Origin of the sequence: Sinorhizobium sp. 22678, assembly GCF_052044265.1 — a bacterium.
GTDB lineage: Bacteria > Pseudomonadota > Alphaproteobacteria > Rhizobiales > Rhizobiaceae > Sinorhizobium > Sinorhizobium meliloti_A.
Genome location: NZ_JBQEMS010000007.1, coordinates 198,327 through 212,328, shown reverse-complemented (window position 1 = coordinate 212,328; position 14,002 = coordinate 198,327). Strand labels below are relative to the sequence as shown.

Sequence of the window (14,002 nt, the reverse complement as noted above, 5' to 3'; positions counted from 1 at the left end):
GGCGTCTACCATGCGTTCGCAGGTTGGGAGCCGCCGTGCGGGGCATAGCCTCGCCGAGAAGAAGATGCGTCCGGCCGGCGTGACAGCTACACCAACCCGTGGCATAGGGGTGCCCGCAACCAGATAGGCCGTTCTCCGCATGATCCGCATCGAAAATATCAGCAAGTCCAACAGTCACCGCATACTCTACATCGAAGCTTCGGCAGCGTTGAACCGCGGCGAAAAGATCGGGCTCGTCGGGCCGAACGGAGCGGGAAAAACAACCCTCTTCCGGATGATCACCGGTCAGGAACTGCCCGACGAGGGGCAGGTCTCGGTGGAGAAGGGCATGACCATCGGCTATTTCGATCAGGATGTCGGCGAGATGGCCGGCAGGTCGGCCGTCGCCGAGGTGATGGAAGGGGCAGGCCCGGTCAGCGCCGTGGCGGCGGAGCTGCGTGAGCTCGAGACGGCCATGTCGGATCCGGATCGCATGGATGAAATGGATGCGATCGTCGAGCGCTACGGCGAGGTGCAGGCGCGATACGAAGAGCTCGATGGCTATGCGCTCGAGGGACGTGCTCGCGAGGTTCTCGCCGGCCTCAGTTTCAGCCAGGAGATGATGGACGGCGACGTCGCCAAACTGTCGGGCGGCTGGAAGATGCGCGTGGCGCTCGCCCGCATCCTTCTGATGCGGCCGGACGTCATGCTGCTCGACGAACCGAGCAACCATCTCGATCTCGAAAGTCTGATCTGGCTGGAGGACTTCCTGAAAGGCTATGACGGCGCTCTCTTGATGACGTCGCACGACCGCGAGTTCATGAACCGAATCGTCACCAAGATCATCGAGATCGACGGAGGCGCGCTGACGACTTATGCCGGCGATTATGGCTTCTATGAAGAGCAGCGTGCGTTGAACGCGAGACAACAGCAAGCTCAGTTCGAGCGCCAGCAGGCGATGCTCGCCAAGGAGATCAAGTTCATCGAACGTTTCAAGGCCCGTGCCTCGCACGCCTCGCAGGTTCAGAGCCGGGTGAAGAAGCTTGAAAAGATCGACCGCGTCGAGCCGCCGCGTCGTCGCCAGACCGTCGCCTTCGAGTTCTTGCCGGCTCCGCGCTCCGGCGAAGACGTCGTCAACCTCAAGAGCGTCCACAAGACCTATGGCAGCCGGACGATATATGACGGCCTCGATTTCATGGTGCGCCGGCGTGAACGATGGTGCATCATGGGCATCAACGGCGCCGGCAAATCGACATTGCTCAAGCTGGTCACCGGTACGACCGACCCGGACAAGGGCAGCGTCTCACTCGGCGCCAGCGTGAAGGTCGGCTATTTCGCCCAGCATTCCATGGATCTGCTCGACGGCGAGAGTACCATTCTGCAATGGCTGGAGGACCGCTTCCCCAAGGCCGGACAGGCGCCGCTTAGAGCGCTGGCCGGCTGTTTCGGCTTTTCCGGCGATGACGTCGAGAAGCGATGCCGGGTGCTCTCCGGCGGTGAGAAGGCGCGGCTTGTAATGGCCGCAATGCTGTTCGACCCGCCGAACTTCCTCGTCCTCGACGAGCCGACCAACCATCTCGACCTCGATACGAAGGAAATGCTGATCAAGGCGCTCTCGGCCTATCAGGGCACGATGCTGTTCGTTTCGCACGATCGCCGTTTCCTGTCGGCACTGTCCAATCGCGTTTTGGAGCTTACGCCTGAGGGGATCAATCAATACGGCGGTGGTTACCGCGAATACGTGGAGCGGACCGGGCAAGAGGCGCCGGGCCTGCGCGGGTGACGGGCCGCGCCTCCGCGGCCTGCGTCTCCGGTTGACAGGTGACGGTATTCCGCGCGACGCAACAGCGGGCCGATCAAGCTCGATTGCGGGCTCTCGATCCGGAGGAAACGAGCCGGCCCGCATAGCAGTCATTCCGGCATGAGCCTTGTTCGGCGTGAGACTGCCTTCCGTGCGCTCCAAGAGCGGCGATATCGGGGTTTTCAACGCTCTCTCCCACGAGTTCCTGTCAGGAGGCGCCCTGCAACGACGTGTGGTGAGCAACTCTCATTTCAGGTTCATGAAACTCGGCAGTTGCGCCGCCAAGGCATCGACGGCAACGCGAACTTTGAGCGGGAGGTGCGGCGTCTGCAGCCATACTGCATGGCAATCATACTGAAACGGCTGCTGCTCCGGCAGAAGGCGGACGAGCGTGCCCGACTCGATCCGCCTCCCTACCAGCCAGAAGGGAAGCCATGCAAGCCCCAGCCCTCGTGCGGCGGCGTCAGCGATCGCATCGAGATCGTCGAAACGGAACCGGTGGAGCGGGGTCACCTCGGATGAAGATTGCCCCGGCCCCGGGAAAAGCCAGGGCGGGACCGGCCCGGACCGGCGATATACGACTGCCGAGTGCTGCGCCAGATCCTCCGGCGTCTGCGGATAGCCATGCAACTCCAGATAAGAGGGCGAGGCGCACACGATCATCGGCTGGCGTGCCACACGACGCGCAATCAATCCCGCCCTGTCCTGCAAGACGCCCGTGCGGATAGAGAGATCATAACCGTCTTCGGCAAGGTCGATGATGCGGTCGTTGAACGAGAGGTCAAGTTCCAGCGCCGGGTATTTTCGGGCGAGTTCCAGCAACACGGGAGTGACGCAGTGCCGGCCGAAATGGACCGGCATCGTCACACGCAGTTTGCCGCGGGGTTCGGAAAGCTGATCGGCCGCAAGCGCATCCGCTGCTTGCGCCTCGGCGAGCACCACCCGGCAGCGTTCGTAATAGACAAGACCGAACTCCGTCAGGCTCTGTCGCCGCGTGGTGCGGCTGATAAGCTGCACGCCAAGCCGATCCTCCAACGATCGAACATGCTTTCCGACCATCGGCCCGGATAGTCCAAGAGCATCCGCTGCGGCGGCGAACGAGCCGAGATCGACCGCTTTGACGAATACAGCCATGCTGGTCAGGCGATCCATATTGAAAACTCTCCGTTTCTACTGTTCTGCCTTTCTCTCCATTTATCGGCTGAACCACTGCTGTCATAGCTCATTCAATACATTTGTTTTGGAGTCTTGCTATGGCGCGCGTCGTTCGCTTTCACGAGTTGGGTGGTCCGGAAGTGCTGAGGATCGAAGAGGTGCATGTGCCGGAGCCCGGGCCCCATGAGGTTCGCATTCGCGTCAAGGCGTTGGGCCTCAACCGGGCCGAGGCCTTGCTCCGCGCGGGCGCCTACATCGAAACCGCAGTATTTCCGTCCGGCCTCGGCCTTGAGGCAGCAGGCTTTGTGGAAACGGTCGGCCCGGGCGTTCAAGGGTTCGCTCCCGGCGATCCGGTCAGCCTGTTGCCGCCGAAATCGATGACCCGGTGGCCCGCCTATGGGGAACTTGCGGTATTTCCTGCCGCACTCCTCGTCAGGCATCCGCCGTCGCTGAGCTTTGAAGAGGCGGCCGCTGTGTGGATGCAGTATCTCACCGCTTACGGCGGCCTGGTCGACATCGGAAGGCTTCGCAGGGGAGATTTCGTCGCCATTACCGCCGCATCGAGCAGTGTCGGGCTTGCCGCAATCCAGATCGCCAACATGGTTGGCGCCATACCGGTAGCCGTCACCCGGACCTCTGCGAAGCGGCAACGCCTGTTGGAGGCCGGCGCGGCGCATGTCGTCGCCTCCATCGAGGAGGACTTGGAAGCGCAGCTGAAAAGCGTTTCCGGACAGCGGGGAATACGTGTCGTGTTCGATCCCGTCGGCGGCCCGATCTTCGAACCGTTGGCGGCCGCGATGGCACCGGGCGGCATACTTGTCGAGTATGGCGGGCTAAGCCCGGAGAAGACCCCGTTCCCGCTGTTTGACGTGCTGAGCAAATCACTGACGCTGCGTGGTTACCTGGTCCACGAGCTGCTCGCCGATCTGGAACGCCTGGAGCTCGCCAAGGAATTCATCCTGGAAGGTCTGGAGGCGGGTTCCCTGAGACCCGTCATTGCCGGGATGTTCCCTTTCGATCAGATCGTCGAGGCGCATCGATTTCTGGAGTCCAACGAACAGTTCGGCAAAATCGTCGTGACCGTCTGAAGGGGAACGCGACTTCCGTGCCGGGCAAGCGCGCGGTCGATCATAGGCTCAAGCGAACCGCATCGCCGATCTCTCGCGCGCCTTTGCCGCGACTTCCTCACGATTGCGCGGAGGCTGCGACGTCTCCAGCGCGTCCAGAAGTTCGCGGGCGCATGCCGCGATCGAATCGACCGCGCGCTCGAAGGCGGCCTCATTGCGTTTCGACGGCTTGGTCGTTCCGCTCAGCTTGCGCACGAACTGCAGCGCCGCGTCACGGATTTCTTCATCCGTCGCCGGCGGGTCGAAATTGAACAGGGGTTTTATGTTTCGGCACATGATTTGCTCCCGGTCATCTCTCTCCCTGTCACCAAGGGAGGCTGCCCAGTTGAAGGTAGTCACGTGAGCGCGATTTGCAACCGGTCGAGCGGCCGCGCCGCCGTCAGGTCTCGGGTATATTTTCCCGGAAGATCACTTGCAGACGCGGCGGATGATAGTCGATTGGCTTGCCCCGCACGGCGCAGTCCAGCATCGAAAGCGCCTCGCGGGCCTCCACCCGCGGATTCTGGTCTATCACTGCGTCCATGACGCCGTTTAGCAACAGCCTCTTGCTGTGCTCGGTCAGCTCGTGACCGACAAATATGATGCTTTCGGCCTTTCCGGCCTCGGCCAAGGCCTGGCCAATACCGGAGTTACCGGCACCTATATTGTAGATGCCCGCCAGGTCCGGGTGACGCTTCAACAGTGCAGCGGCTTCCTCGAAGGCGCGCTCGCGGTCATCCCGGATCTCGCGCAACTCGACGATTTCGAGGGCGGGGAACTCGTCAGCGATGATGTGACGAAAGCCCATTTCCCGTTCTTCGTGGCCTCGGTAGGAGAGAGAGCCGGCGAACAGCGCGATCTTACCCTTCGTCTCTCGGCCGAGAAAACGTCCGAGCAGGTAGCCTGCGAGCCTTCCGGCCGCGCGATTGTCGATGCCGATATAGCCGGTGCGCGGGACGTGCAGGATGTCGGATACGAGCGTTACGATAGGGACTCCCGACGAGGCGAGTGAACGCATTGCCTCTCTGACCGTCGGATGGTCCAAGGCGATTACGCCCACGCCCATGGTCTCGCCCCTCAATTCCTGAAGGGTGCCGGCGAGCGTATCGGGATTGAACCCTTCGATGGAGTGGACGCGCACGTCGAGATCAGGTCTGGCCGTGCCCTGGCTTTGCAATTGCCGGAGAAGATTGGCGATGAAGGTATTGGTGCCTGCCGGCAGCACGAAGTCGAGGCGCACGCGCCCTTCCGCGGAGGCGTTGTGCGCGGCGGGGCCGAGGTAGCCCAGACGTCGGGCGGCATCCATGACGATTTCGCGCGTCCTGTGCTTGACGCCGCTGCGATTGTTAAGGACGCGATCGACGGTCGCGCTCGAAACGCCAGCCTCCCGGGCGATATCAGTCAGTGTGGATCGCAAAGCCGCCTCTTCGCCTGAAATGATGTATTTTGATGTAATCCTTCCTGGCAGAGAAACAAGAGGGAGTCGGGTCGTCGCGACAATGGGGCAGGAGAAATGCCCGGTTTTCCACTGAAATATCGGCCATTCCGCGGGCCGGCAAGCTGGACGGTCGGGGGGATAGGTCATAAAGCCTCGAAAAATGATGTAAAAAGATTGATAATGATGTTGACTTTGATGCGTATCGGAATGAGTATCCCGCTCGAATTGGTGCCGGGGAAGAATGGAACCGGACAAGTCGCCGGCCGCAATTTTGCCGCTACGGGAGTGCGGCGCCGCCGGCGAGGTGAATGGGAGGAGTTTCGTGAGCGCTGCCAATGGCTTCGTGCCTGACCCGCCGGTGCGGGTGAAAGAATACAAGATCGGCTGCATCGGAGCCGGCATGATCATGGCCGAATGTCATCTGGCCGCTTATCGGCAGGCGGGCTTTCCCGTCGCTGCGATCGCCTCACGCACGCAGCAACGGGCAGAGGCCGTCGCCGCCCGTTGGGAAATTCCCGCCGTTCATGCGACGCCTTCCGCTTTGATCGCCGATGCGAACGTCGAGATCCTCGACATTGCCTTTCCGCCGGACCAGCAGCCGGCGCTGATCCGCGAAGCACTTGCGCAGCCGCATATCAAGGCAATCCTCGCGCAGAAGCCATTGGCGCTCACGCTGGACGAAGCGAAGGCCTTGCGGGACGAGGCGGCAAGCGCCGGCAAGATACTCTCGGTCAACCAGAATATGCGCTATGACCAGTCTATGCGGGTTCTGAAGCAGATCCTCGACAGAGGCGAGCTCGGCACGGTCGTCATAGCGACCATCGAGATGCGGGCGATTCCGCACTGGCAAGGTTTCCTTGAGGAATACGACCGGCTGACCCTCGCCAATATGAGCGTGCATCACCTCGACGTGCTGCGTTTCCTGTTCGGCGAACCGGACGCGATCACGACGGTCACCCGGCCGGATCCACGCACCGAATTTGCCCATACCGACGGGATCACGGTCTCGACGCTCACCTTCCCCAACGGCGTTCTCGCCGTCTCCATGGAAGACGTCTGGTCCGGCCCGCGCGAGGAGGGGTTCGACAGCGACATCTACATCAAGTGGCGGGTCGAGGGCACGGAAGGCGTCGCGCAGGGCACGATCGGCTGGCCGGACGGCTCGCCCTCGACGCTCTCATACGCGTCGAAAAAGACGACGGATGGGAAGTGGGTCAGCCCGGAATGGGAGACCATGTGGTTCCCCCATGCCTTCATCGGGGTGATGGAACAGCTGCAATATGCGCTGAAATCCGGCGAAGCCCCGGCACTCTCCGTGGCCGACAACGTCAAAACCGTCGCTTTGGTGGAGGCGGGCTACCGCTCCATCGCCGAGGCACGCACGGTCAAGCTTTCCGAGATCTCGGTCGACTGATTGCAAGGGAGGAATTCAATCATGATGCAAACCGGCATTTTTACGGGCTATTTCCCCTACAGCCTGGAAGAGACGGCGAGAAAAATAAGAGCGCTCGACTTCAACACCGTTCAGCTCGACATGCATTTCAAGGATGTCGACCTGTCGGCAGGCCAGATCACGCGGGAGAAGTGCGTCCGGATCCGCGAGACCTTCCGCGATCACCATCTGCCGATCTCCTGCATCTCCGGCTACACCAACATCATCCATCCGGACAGGGCAGAGCGCGAGCGTCGCGTCGGTTACCTCAAGGAGATCATCCGCCACGCCCAGTATCTCGGCACGCCCTATGTCATCTCGGAAACCGGCACCTACAACACGGAGTCGGACTGGGTGCATCACCCGAGGAACAAGACCGAAGAAGGCTTCGAGGAGTGCCGCAAGGTCATCGCCGATCTTGCCCAGCACGCCTATGATCATGGTGCCGTCTTCCTCCTCGAAACCTACGTGAACAACGTCGTCGGCTCGGTCGAGGAGACCGTGAAGATGTTCGCCCAGGTGGATCACCCCGGTCTCGGTCTGCTGATGGATCCGACGAACTACTTCGAAGCGCACAACATCGCCCGCATGGACGAGATCCTGAACCAGGTCTTCGACACCCTGCAGGACCGGATCAAGATCGCCCATGCCAAGGACGTCAAGCGCTCGGGCGACGACAAGACGGAGAAGCATGCCGATATCGGTGATGAGGATGCGCTCGAAAGCCATACCTTCCGCGGCGTGGGCGAGATCGAGCTTCCGGCACCGGGCCTCGGCTCGCTGAACTACGATCTCTATCTCCAGCGGCTTTCGAAGAAGCATCCGAACATACCCGTCATTATCGAGCATCTCGACGAAAGCGATGTGCCGCGCGCCAAGAGGTTCCTTGACGGGAAGCTTCGGGCGCTCGGCCTCTAATCACCGGACCGGCCGGGCACCGGCTCGGCCGCGTCTACCAAAGGCATGAAAGGACTGCCCGAGCCGGGCATACGACAGGAACATCCACATGGTCGAACTCTACGGGAAGGCGATGTCGCGCCGCGACATCGCCGCCAGGGCCGGGTCTTTTTCGCAATTTGCCGGCGTGCGCCTGATGACGCTCGAAGACGGCGTCGAGCGCGGCATCCGCATGCTGGAATTCCGCAGCGGAACGGGATTGCGCTTCACCGTGCTCGTCGACCGCGCCCTCGATATCGCCGACTGCGAATTTCGCGGCATGGCGATCGGATGGAACTCCCCGGCCGGCTTCAAGCATCCCGGCCTGCATGAATATGAAGGCGAGGGTGGTCTTTCCTGGCTGCGCTCCTTCTCGGGACTCATGGTGACCTGCGGTCTCGACCATATCCTGTTCATGGCGGACGAGCCGGGCGACACCTATGTCTACGGTCCTCGCAGGACCATCAGCCATTCGCTGCACGGCCGGATCGGAACGATTCCTGCAAGGCTCACGGGCTATGGCGAGGAATGGAGGGGCGACGACTGCGTCCTCTGGTGCGAGGGTGTCGTCACCCAGGGTACGGTGTTCGGAGAGCATCTCGACCTCGTGCGCCGCATCGAAATCAAGGCGGGCACCAACGAGATCAGGATCACCGACCGGGTGGTCAATCGCGGCTTCTACCGCACTCCGCACATGTATTGCTACCACATCAATGTCGGTCATCCGGTCCTGGCGGAAAATTCCCGCTACCTGGCGCCCATCAAGGAGGTCGTCTGGGCCGCTCATGCCGGCGCCGACTACGAAAAGCAGGGTGTCGGCTACCATACGTTGCCGGCTCCGCAGCTAAATTTCCACGAGCAGGTCTGGCAGCACGAAATGGCCGCGGACGGCGAAGGCCGGGTTCCGGTTGCGCTCGTCAACGATGCGCTCGGCATCGGCTTCGAAGTCGTCACCCGCAAGGACCAGTTTCCCTGCATGTACGAATGGCAGAACCTGCAAGCCGGGCAGTATGCGCTGGGCTTAGAGCCGTCGACCAATCACGTCCTCGGCCACGGTGCTGCGCGCGAGCGCGGCGAACTGATATGGCTCGAGCATGGTGACGAACGGAGATATGACACCACCTTCCGTATCCTTCCCGATGCGGATGCGATAGCAGCCAGCGAGAGGCGGATCCGCAGCCTCGCCGAACAACCCGTCGACGCGTTTCCCCGGCCGACCGGCAATCACTTGCCCATCGGAGGACGGCGATGATTGCCGGACCTTTGACCGCCGGGGAGGTCGTCCCCGGAATGTCGATCGCCGGCAAGGTCATCCTTTATACGGGTGCGGCCGGCGGCCTGGGAGCGGAGACGACACTGAGTTTTCTCCGTGCCGGCGCACGCGTCGTGGCCATCGACAACGACGAGGCAAAGACGCGCGCGCTCGTGGATGCTTCGGAAAGGGAAGGGCTGGGCGGTCTCACGGTGCGGGCGATCGACCTCGCCGACCTGAGCGGCCTGCGCGCCGCGCTCGACCAGGCTGCTGCCAAGGCGGGCGGCTTCGATGTGGTGATCAACAATGCCGCGATCTATCCGTCGAGGCCGTTCGAAGAGTATTCGATCGAGGATTTCCAGCGCGTGCAGCGGATCAATGTCGATGCCGGCATCGTCTGCGTCCAGGCGGCCTTGCCGCACATGCGCGAGCGGGGTTGGGGCCGGATCGTCAATATCGCCAGCGTCACCCTGTCCGGCGGGTGGGCGAATCTTGCCCCTTATGTGCAGTCCAAGGGCGCCCTCGTCGGGCTGACGCGCGCCTGGGCGCGCGAATTCGGTGGCTACGGCATCACCGTCAATGCCATCTCGCCCGGCGCTTTCCCGACGGATGCCGAAAAGATCCATCCGGATCCGGAAGGCTATACGCGTTTCGTGCTCGACCACCAGGCGGTCAAACGCCGTGGCCGCCCGGCCGACATCGCTGCCGCTCTCACCTTCCTGATCTCAGACTCTGCGGGCTTCATCACCGGCCAGACCCTGAACGTCGACGGCGGCTGGGTGATGCATTGACCGCTTGAATACATAAGGAACTGAACGAATGGGAATTCTCAGCGGATTTCGCGTCCTCGATTGCTCGATCGCCATGGCGGGTCCGTTTGCGGCACAGCGTCTCGGCGACCTCGGCGCCGACGTGATCAAGGTCGAGCCCGTGACGGGCGAGTGGCAGCGCCATGTCGCCGCGGGGGGAGCCGGAGGCAACAGGGTCAACGTCTCCTTCCTGTCGCTCAATCGCAACAAGCGCTCGCTCGCCGTCGACCTGAAGTCGCCGGAGGGCAAGGAGGTTCTTCTCGACCTTGTGAAGACGGCCGACATCTTCCTGCAGAACTACCGTCCGGGCGTCGCGAAACGTCTCGGCGTCGATTACGACACGCTCTCCCGCATCAATCCGCGCCTCGTCTATGTGTCGATGTCGGGATATGGCGAAGATGGACCCTATATCGATCGGCCCGGACAGGATCTCGTTCTCCAGGGCATGTCCGGCGCAATGCTTTCGGCGGGACGCGAAGGCGAGGCGCCAACGGCGGCGGGGCAATATCTGGTCGACGCCATCACCGCCTACAACGCATTCGAAGGCGCCCTGGCAGCTCTCTTTCACCGGGAGCGGACCGGCGAGGGACAGCTCGTGCAGGTCAATATGCTGGATGCGATCACCACGATCCAGATGCAGGAGCTCTCCGTCTTCACGATCGGCCAGAAACCGCAGAAGCGCTCGGCCGAGCCGCACGCCCATGTCTACATCCGCGCACCCTACGGCGCATTCGCCACCAGCGATGGTTTCATCATCGTCGCGTTTCCCAAGCTCAAGACCTTGGGTGAGGTGATCGGCGAGGAAAGCTTCCTGACCATGGACGACGAAGTCGACACCTGGACCAGGCGGGACGAGATCTTCGCCAAGACACGCGAGAAGCTGAAGACGAAAAGCTCCGAGGAGTGGCTCGCACGGCTTCGTGCGGCAGACATCTGGTGCGGCCCGGTCTATGGCTATGCGGACCTCGTCGAGGACGCGCAGATCAGGCACAACGGTACCTTCGTCGAATATGACCATCCGACCGAAGGCCGCGTCAAGACGCCCGGGTTTCCGATCAGGTTCTCCAAGACCCCCTCGACCGTCGACCGCGGGGCGCCGGTCGTCGGTCAGCATACACGCGAGATATTGAAGGACGCGGGCTATGACGAGGCTCGCATCGCCGCACTCGAAGCCGCCGGTGCCATTGCCGCCGAGGACGTCTGACGATGCAACGGCTGAAGGCTCTGACATGGGATCATCCACGCGGCTGCAACGCGCTTGCGGCTGCCGCCGCGCGCCCTGAACTCGCAGAATGGGGGCTCGCCATAGATTGGGAGAAGCAGCCGCTCGAAGGCTTCGAATCCCATCCGATCGCCGATCTTTGCGCGCGCTACGATCTCGTGGTTCTCGATCATCCGCATGTCGGGGAAGCTCTGGCCGGAAATTGCCTGCGGTCTCTCGAGGACGTGTTCGGCGATGCGACCGTCCAGGCGCTCGAGGCGGAGAGCATCGGTCCCTCCTTGCGGAGCTACCGATTCGGCGGCGCTCATTGGGCGCTGCCGCTCGATGCGGCCACGCAGGTGATGGCGGTGCGGGCCGATCTACTCGAGGCACCGGTGCCCGAGCTTTGGGACGAGGTCGTGGCGCTCTCCCGGACCACCGGCAAGGTGGCGCTGTCGCTCGCCGGTCCGCACGCGGCGCTCTCGTTCCTGTCGATAGCCGCGGCCTTCGGCGACCCTCCGGCGGAGACGGATCCGGAGGTCCTCGTCTCCCGGCACGTCGGGCGCCCGGTTTACGAACTGATGCGCGATCTCGCAAACCGCAGTCCGCGGTCTGTGCGCGACCGGAACCCGATCGGGATCCTCGATCACATGGCATCGAACGACGACGTCGTGCTCTGCCCGCTGGTCTACGGTTACGTGAACTACGCCGCGCCGCAGACAGGGCATCAGGTCGTCTTCCACGACGCGCCGCGCCGCGTCCCCGGCGGGCGGGCGGGTTCGACGCTCGGCGGTACGGGAATCGGCGTCTCGCGGCGCTGCGAAATCACGCCGGCTCTCAAGCGACACCTGCTGTGGCTGATGAGCCGCGAGGCCCAGGTCGATTTCATCCCTGCCCATGACGGCCAGCCGTCTCGGCGCGAGGCCTGGCATGATTCACGCGTCAACGCCCGCTGGGGCGGATTCTACGAAAACACGGCCGACACGTTGGAGCAGGCCTATGTGCGCCCGCGCCACGACGGCTACATCGCCTTCCAGGGCAAGGCCTCGGCGCTTCTGCGGCAGGCCTTCGAGGACAAGGCGCCGGCCGACGGCGTGCTCGAAAGCTTGCAGGCCCTCTATGCAAGCCATCGCAAAGCCGGTGGCGAAAGGTAGGTAAATGACCGACGACGTTCTCTATGCCGTGGACGGTGCAATCGCCACGATAACCCTCAACCGGCCCCAAAAGCTCAATGCCGTGACGCCGGAAATGGCCGATGCGATCGTCGAGGCCGTGAAGGAAAGCAACGACAGCGACCGCATTCGCTGCGTCATCCTTACCGGCGCCGGTGATCGAGCCTTCTGCGCCGGCTCCGATATCCGCGAGCTCGACACCTACCGGACGCCCTGGCAGTTCCGCAATCGGCCGGACTATTGCGATGCGTTCCGCGCGCTTCTCAAGCCGACGATCTGCGCGGTGAACGGCTATGCCTTCGGTGGCGGCCTGGAAACGGCCATGTCCTGCGACATCCGGATCGCCTCGGAAAACGCGCAGTTCGCGGCGCCGGAGATCAAGCTCGGATGGATCGGCGGCGGCGGCATGGCGGCACATCTGATGCATTCCATCGGCGCCTCGAATGCCGCGCTCATGCTGATGACGGGCGACCCGATATCGGCGGACAAGGCGCTTGCCTGGGGGCTGGTCAGCGAGGTCGTTCCTCAGACCGACCTGTTGGAACGTGCCCGCGCGATCGCCGAAATCATCGCCTCGCGGGCACCGATCGCGGCGGAAACGGCGAAGGCCAACCTCAAGGCGGCGGTTTCGATGCCGCTCGACAAGGCTATCGAATACGAACGCGATCTGCAGACGATCTGCTTTGCGACTGCGGACGCGGCCGAGGGCCGGGCGGCCTTCAAGGAGAAGCGCGCCCCCAATTTCGAAAGGCGGTGATGACCATGCAGTCAGCATTGACCTTCGCACGAGGACTGGGCCGGCATCGCGAAGCATCGGTGCTTGCCATGCTCGCCGTCGTGGCGCTCTATCTGACATTCGCCAGCGATTATTTCCTGGAACCGCGCAACCTGCTGAACGTCGGCCGCCAGGCCTCGGTCGTGGCGATCGTCGCCTTGGGGCAGGCCCTGGTCATCATCGCCCGCGGGATCGATCTTTCCGTGGGTTCAGTCATCGGTCTTTCCGCTGTCGTCGCAGCCGTGCTGATGCGCGACACCGGCAGCGAGACCGTCGGCCTCCTCGGCGGCCTTCTGACCGGACTCGCCTGCGGTCTTGCCAACGGACTTCTTTACACGCGGCTGAAAATCAATCCTTTCATCGCCACGCTCGGCACGCTCTCGATCGCGCGCGGGATCGCGCTCCTCATGACCGGCGGCATCCCTGTATCGTTTGGCGGCTTTGCCGAGTTCGTCGGTGCGGGGCGCATCTTCGACATACCCGTGTCCTTCCTGCTGATGATCGTGCTCGCCATGATCGTCCATGTATTCGCCAGCCGGACCGTCACAGGCCGGGAAATCTATGCGATCGGCGACAATCCCAAGGCGTCCCGTCTTGCCGGCGTGAACCTGCGCTCGACCCGGCTGTTCGTCTTCGCGCTGTGCGGCCTGCTGGCAGGGCTCGGCGGGCTCATCCTCGCGGGCAACCTGGCGAGCGCCGACCCGAATCTCGGCATGGGATACGAGCTGGACGTCATCGCCGCCGTGATCCTCGGCGGCACCGCATTGAGCGGCGGCCGCGGTTCGATCCTCGGCGTGGTCATCGGCGCCTTGCTCATGGCGCTGCTCAACAACGCTTTTGTGCTCCTCGGCATCTCTGCCTACTGGCAGGTCGTCACCAAGGGGCTCGTCATCATCTTCGCCGTCGGGCTGGACGGGCTGCAGCGCGGCGGCGACGACGACTGATC

The 14,002-nt window shown here is 62.9% G+C and carries 13 protein-coding genes; 10 read left to right on the top strand and 3 right to left on the bottom strand.

What is annotated here, in order from left to right:
- The first annotated feature begins 139 nt into the window (after positions 1-139).
- A complete protein-coding gene (abc-f, locus tag ACTJKL_RS13285; protein WP_440853067.1) occupies positions 140-1,762 on the top strand; it encodes a ribosomal protection-like ABC-F family protein in 1,623 nt (540 codons plus the stop codon).
- 264 nt (positions 1,763-2,026) lie between these two features.
- Here abc-f and ACTJKL_RS13280 read toward each other — a convergent pair whose 3' ends face one another.
- Positions 2,027-2,932, bottom strand: coding sequence for a LysR family transcriptional regulator (locus ACTJKL_RS13280; protein ID WP_440853066.1), 906 nt, complete (start codon positions 2,930-2,932; stop codon positions 2,027-2,029).
- 101 nt (positions 2,933-3,033) lie between these two features.
- Between ACTJKL_RS13280 and ACTJKL_RS13275 the strand changes: the two genes are divergently transcribed.
- Positions 3,034-4,023: a zinc-dependent alcohol dehydrogenase family protein gene (locus ACTJKL_RS13275; RefSeq protein ID WP_440853065.1), complete on the top strand. Its 990-nt coding sequence runs from the start codon at positions 3,034-3,036 to the stop codon at positions 4,021-4,023.
- A gap of 48 nt (positions 4,024-4,071) precedes the next feature.
- Here ACTJKL_RS13275 and ACTJKL_RS13270 read toward each other — a convergent pair whose 3' ends face one another.
- Both ACTJKL_RS13270 and ACTJKL_RS13265 read right to left on the bottom strand, forming a co-directional pair.
- A complete protein-coding gene (locus tag ACTJKL_RS13270) occupies positions 4,072-4,338 on the bottom strand; it encodes a DUF2277 domain-containing protein (protein ID WP_014528166.1) in 267 nt (88 codons plus the stop codon).
- Positions 4,339-4,441: 103 nt separating this feature from the next.
- The gene (locus ACTJKL_RS13265) at positions 4,442-5,458 is read right to left on the bottom strand and encodes a LacI family DNA-binding transcriptional regulator (protein WP_440853064.1); all 1,017 of its coding nucleotides are present in this window, start codon (positions 5,456-5,458) and stop codon (positions 4,442-4,444) included.
- 343 nt (positions 5,459-5,801) lie between these two features.
- On the opposite strand from ACTJKL_RS13265, the gene ACTJKL_RS13260 reads away from it, so the two are divergent.
- From ACTJKL_RS13260 to ACTJKL_RS13225, 8 genes are all read left to right on the top strand, one after another.
- Complete coding sequence (locus tag ACTJKL_RS13260; RefSeq protein ID WP_338280049.1) at positions 5,802-6,893, top strand: Gfo/Idh/MocA family protein; 1,092 nt, start codon at positions 5,802-5,804, stop codon at positions 6,891-6,893.
- 21 nt (positions 6,894-6,914) lie between these two features.
- The gene (locus ACTJKL_RS13255; protein ID WP_440853063.1) at positions 6,915-7,829 is read left to right on the top strand and encodes a sugar phosphate isomerase/epimerase family protein; all 915 of its coding nucleotides are present in this window, start codon (positions 6,915-6,917) and stop codon (positions 7,827-7,829) included.
- 88 nt (positions 7,830-7,917) lie between these two features.
- Entirely contained in the window at positions 7,918-9,099 is a 1,182-nt protein-coding gene (locus tag ACTJKL_RS13250) for an aldose 1-epimerase family protein (protein WP_440853062.1), read from the top strand.
- Positions 9,096-9,890, top strand: coding sequence for an SDR family NAD(P)-dependent oxidoreductase (locus ACTJKL_RS13245; RefSeq protein ID WP_102762011.1), 795 nt, complete (start codon positions 9,096-9,098; stop codon positions 9,888-9,890). The genes ACTJKL_RS13250 and ACTJKL_RS13245 overlap by 4 nt, the downstream gene beginning before the upstream one ends.
- Positions 9,891-9,918: 28 nt before the next feature.
- Positions 9,919-11,112, top strand: coding sequence for a CaiB/BaiF CoA transferase family protein (locus tag ACTJKL_RS13240; RefSeq protein WP_440853061.1), 1,194 nt, complete (start codon positions 9,919-9,921; stop codon positions 11,110-11,112).
- A 2-nt stretch (positions 11,113-11,114) separates the two neighbouring features.
- Positions 11,115-12,263 carry a carbohydrate ABC transporter substrate-binding protein gene (locus ACTJKL_RS13235; RefSeq protein ID WP_440853060.1) on the top strand — a complete coding sequence of 383 codons (1,149 nt, stop codon included), beginning with the start codon at positions 11,115-11,117 and terminating at the stop codon, positions 12,261-12,263.
- A 4-nt stretch (positions 12,264-12,267) separates the two neighbouring features.
- Positions 12,268-13,038, top strand: a complete 771-nt coding sequence (locus ACTJKL_RS13230; RefSeq protein ID WP_275598639.1) for an enoyl-CoA hydratase/isomerase family protein — start codon at positions 12,268-12,270, stop codon at positions 13,036-13,038.
- Positions 13,038-14,000, top strand: coding sequence for an ABC transporter permease (locus tag ACTJKL_RS13225; protein ID WP_440853059.1), 963 nt, complete (start codon positions 13,038-13,040; stop codon positions 13,998-14,000). Before ACTJKL_RS13230 ends, ACTJKL_RS13225 begins: the two co-directional genes overlap by 1 nt.
- The last annotated feature ends 2 nt before the right edge of the window (positions 14,001-14,002 follow it).

Excerpts from the sequence above, each read along its gene's own strand:
- ACTJKL_RS13240 (WP_440853061.1), top strand. The coding sequence starts at position 9,919 with ATGGGAATTCTCAGCGGATTTCGCGTCCTCGATTGCTCGATCGCCATG.
- ACTJKL_RS13225 (WP_440853059.1), top strand. The coding sequence starts at position 13,038 with ATGACCATGCAGTCAGCATTGACCTTCGCACGAGGACTGGGCCGGCAT.
- ACTJKL_RS13270 (WP_014528166.1), bottom strand. The coding sequence starts at position 4,338 with ATGTGCCGAAACATAAAACCCCTGTTCAATTTCGACCCGCCGGCGACG.
- ACTJKL_RS13245 (WP_102762011.1), top strand. The coding sequence starts at position 9,096 with ATGATTGCCGGACCTTTGACCGCCGGGGAGGTCGTCCCCGGAATGTCG.
- abc-f (WP_440853067.1), top strand. The coding sequence starts at position 140 with ATGATCCGCATCGAAAATATCAGCAAGTCCAACAGTCACCGCATACTC.
- ACTJKL_RS13235 (WP_440853060.1), top strand. The coding sequence starts at position 11,115 with ATGCAACGGCTGAAGGCTCTGACATGGGATCATCCACGCGGCTGCAAC.
- ACTJKL_RS13255 (WP_440853063.1), top strand. The coding sequence starts at position 6,915 with ATGATGCAAACCGGCATTTTTACGGGCTATTTCCCCTACAGCCTGGAA.
- ACTJKL_RS13275 (WP_440853065.1), top strand. The coding sequence starts at position 3,034 with ATGGCGCGCGTCGTTCGCTTTCACGAGTTGGGTGGTCCGGAAGTGCTG.
- ACTJKL_RS13280 (WP_440853066.1), bottom strand. The coding sequence starts at position 2,932 with ATGGATCGCCTGACCAGCATGGCTGTATTCGTCAAAGCGGTCGATCTC.
- ACTJKL_RS13250 (WP_440853062.1), top strand. The coding sequence starts at position 7,918 with ATGGTCGAACTCTACGGGAAGGCGATGTCGCGCCGCGACATCGCCGCC.
- ACTJKL_RS13230 (WP_275598639.1), top strand. The coding sequence starts at position 12,268 with ATGACCGACGACGTTCTCTATGCCGTGGACGGTGCAATCGCCACGATA.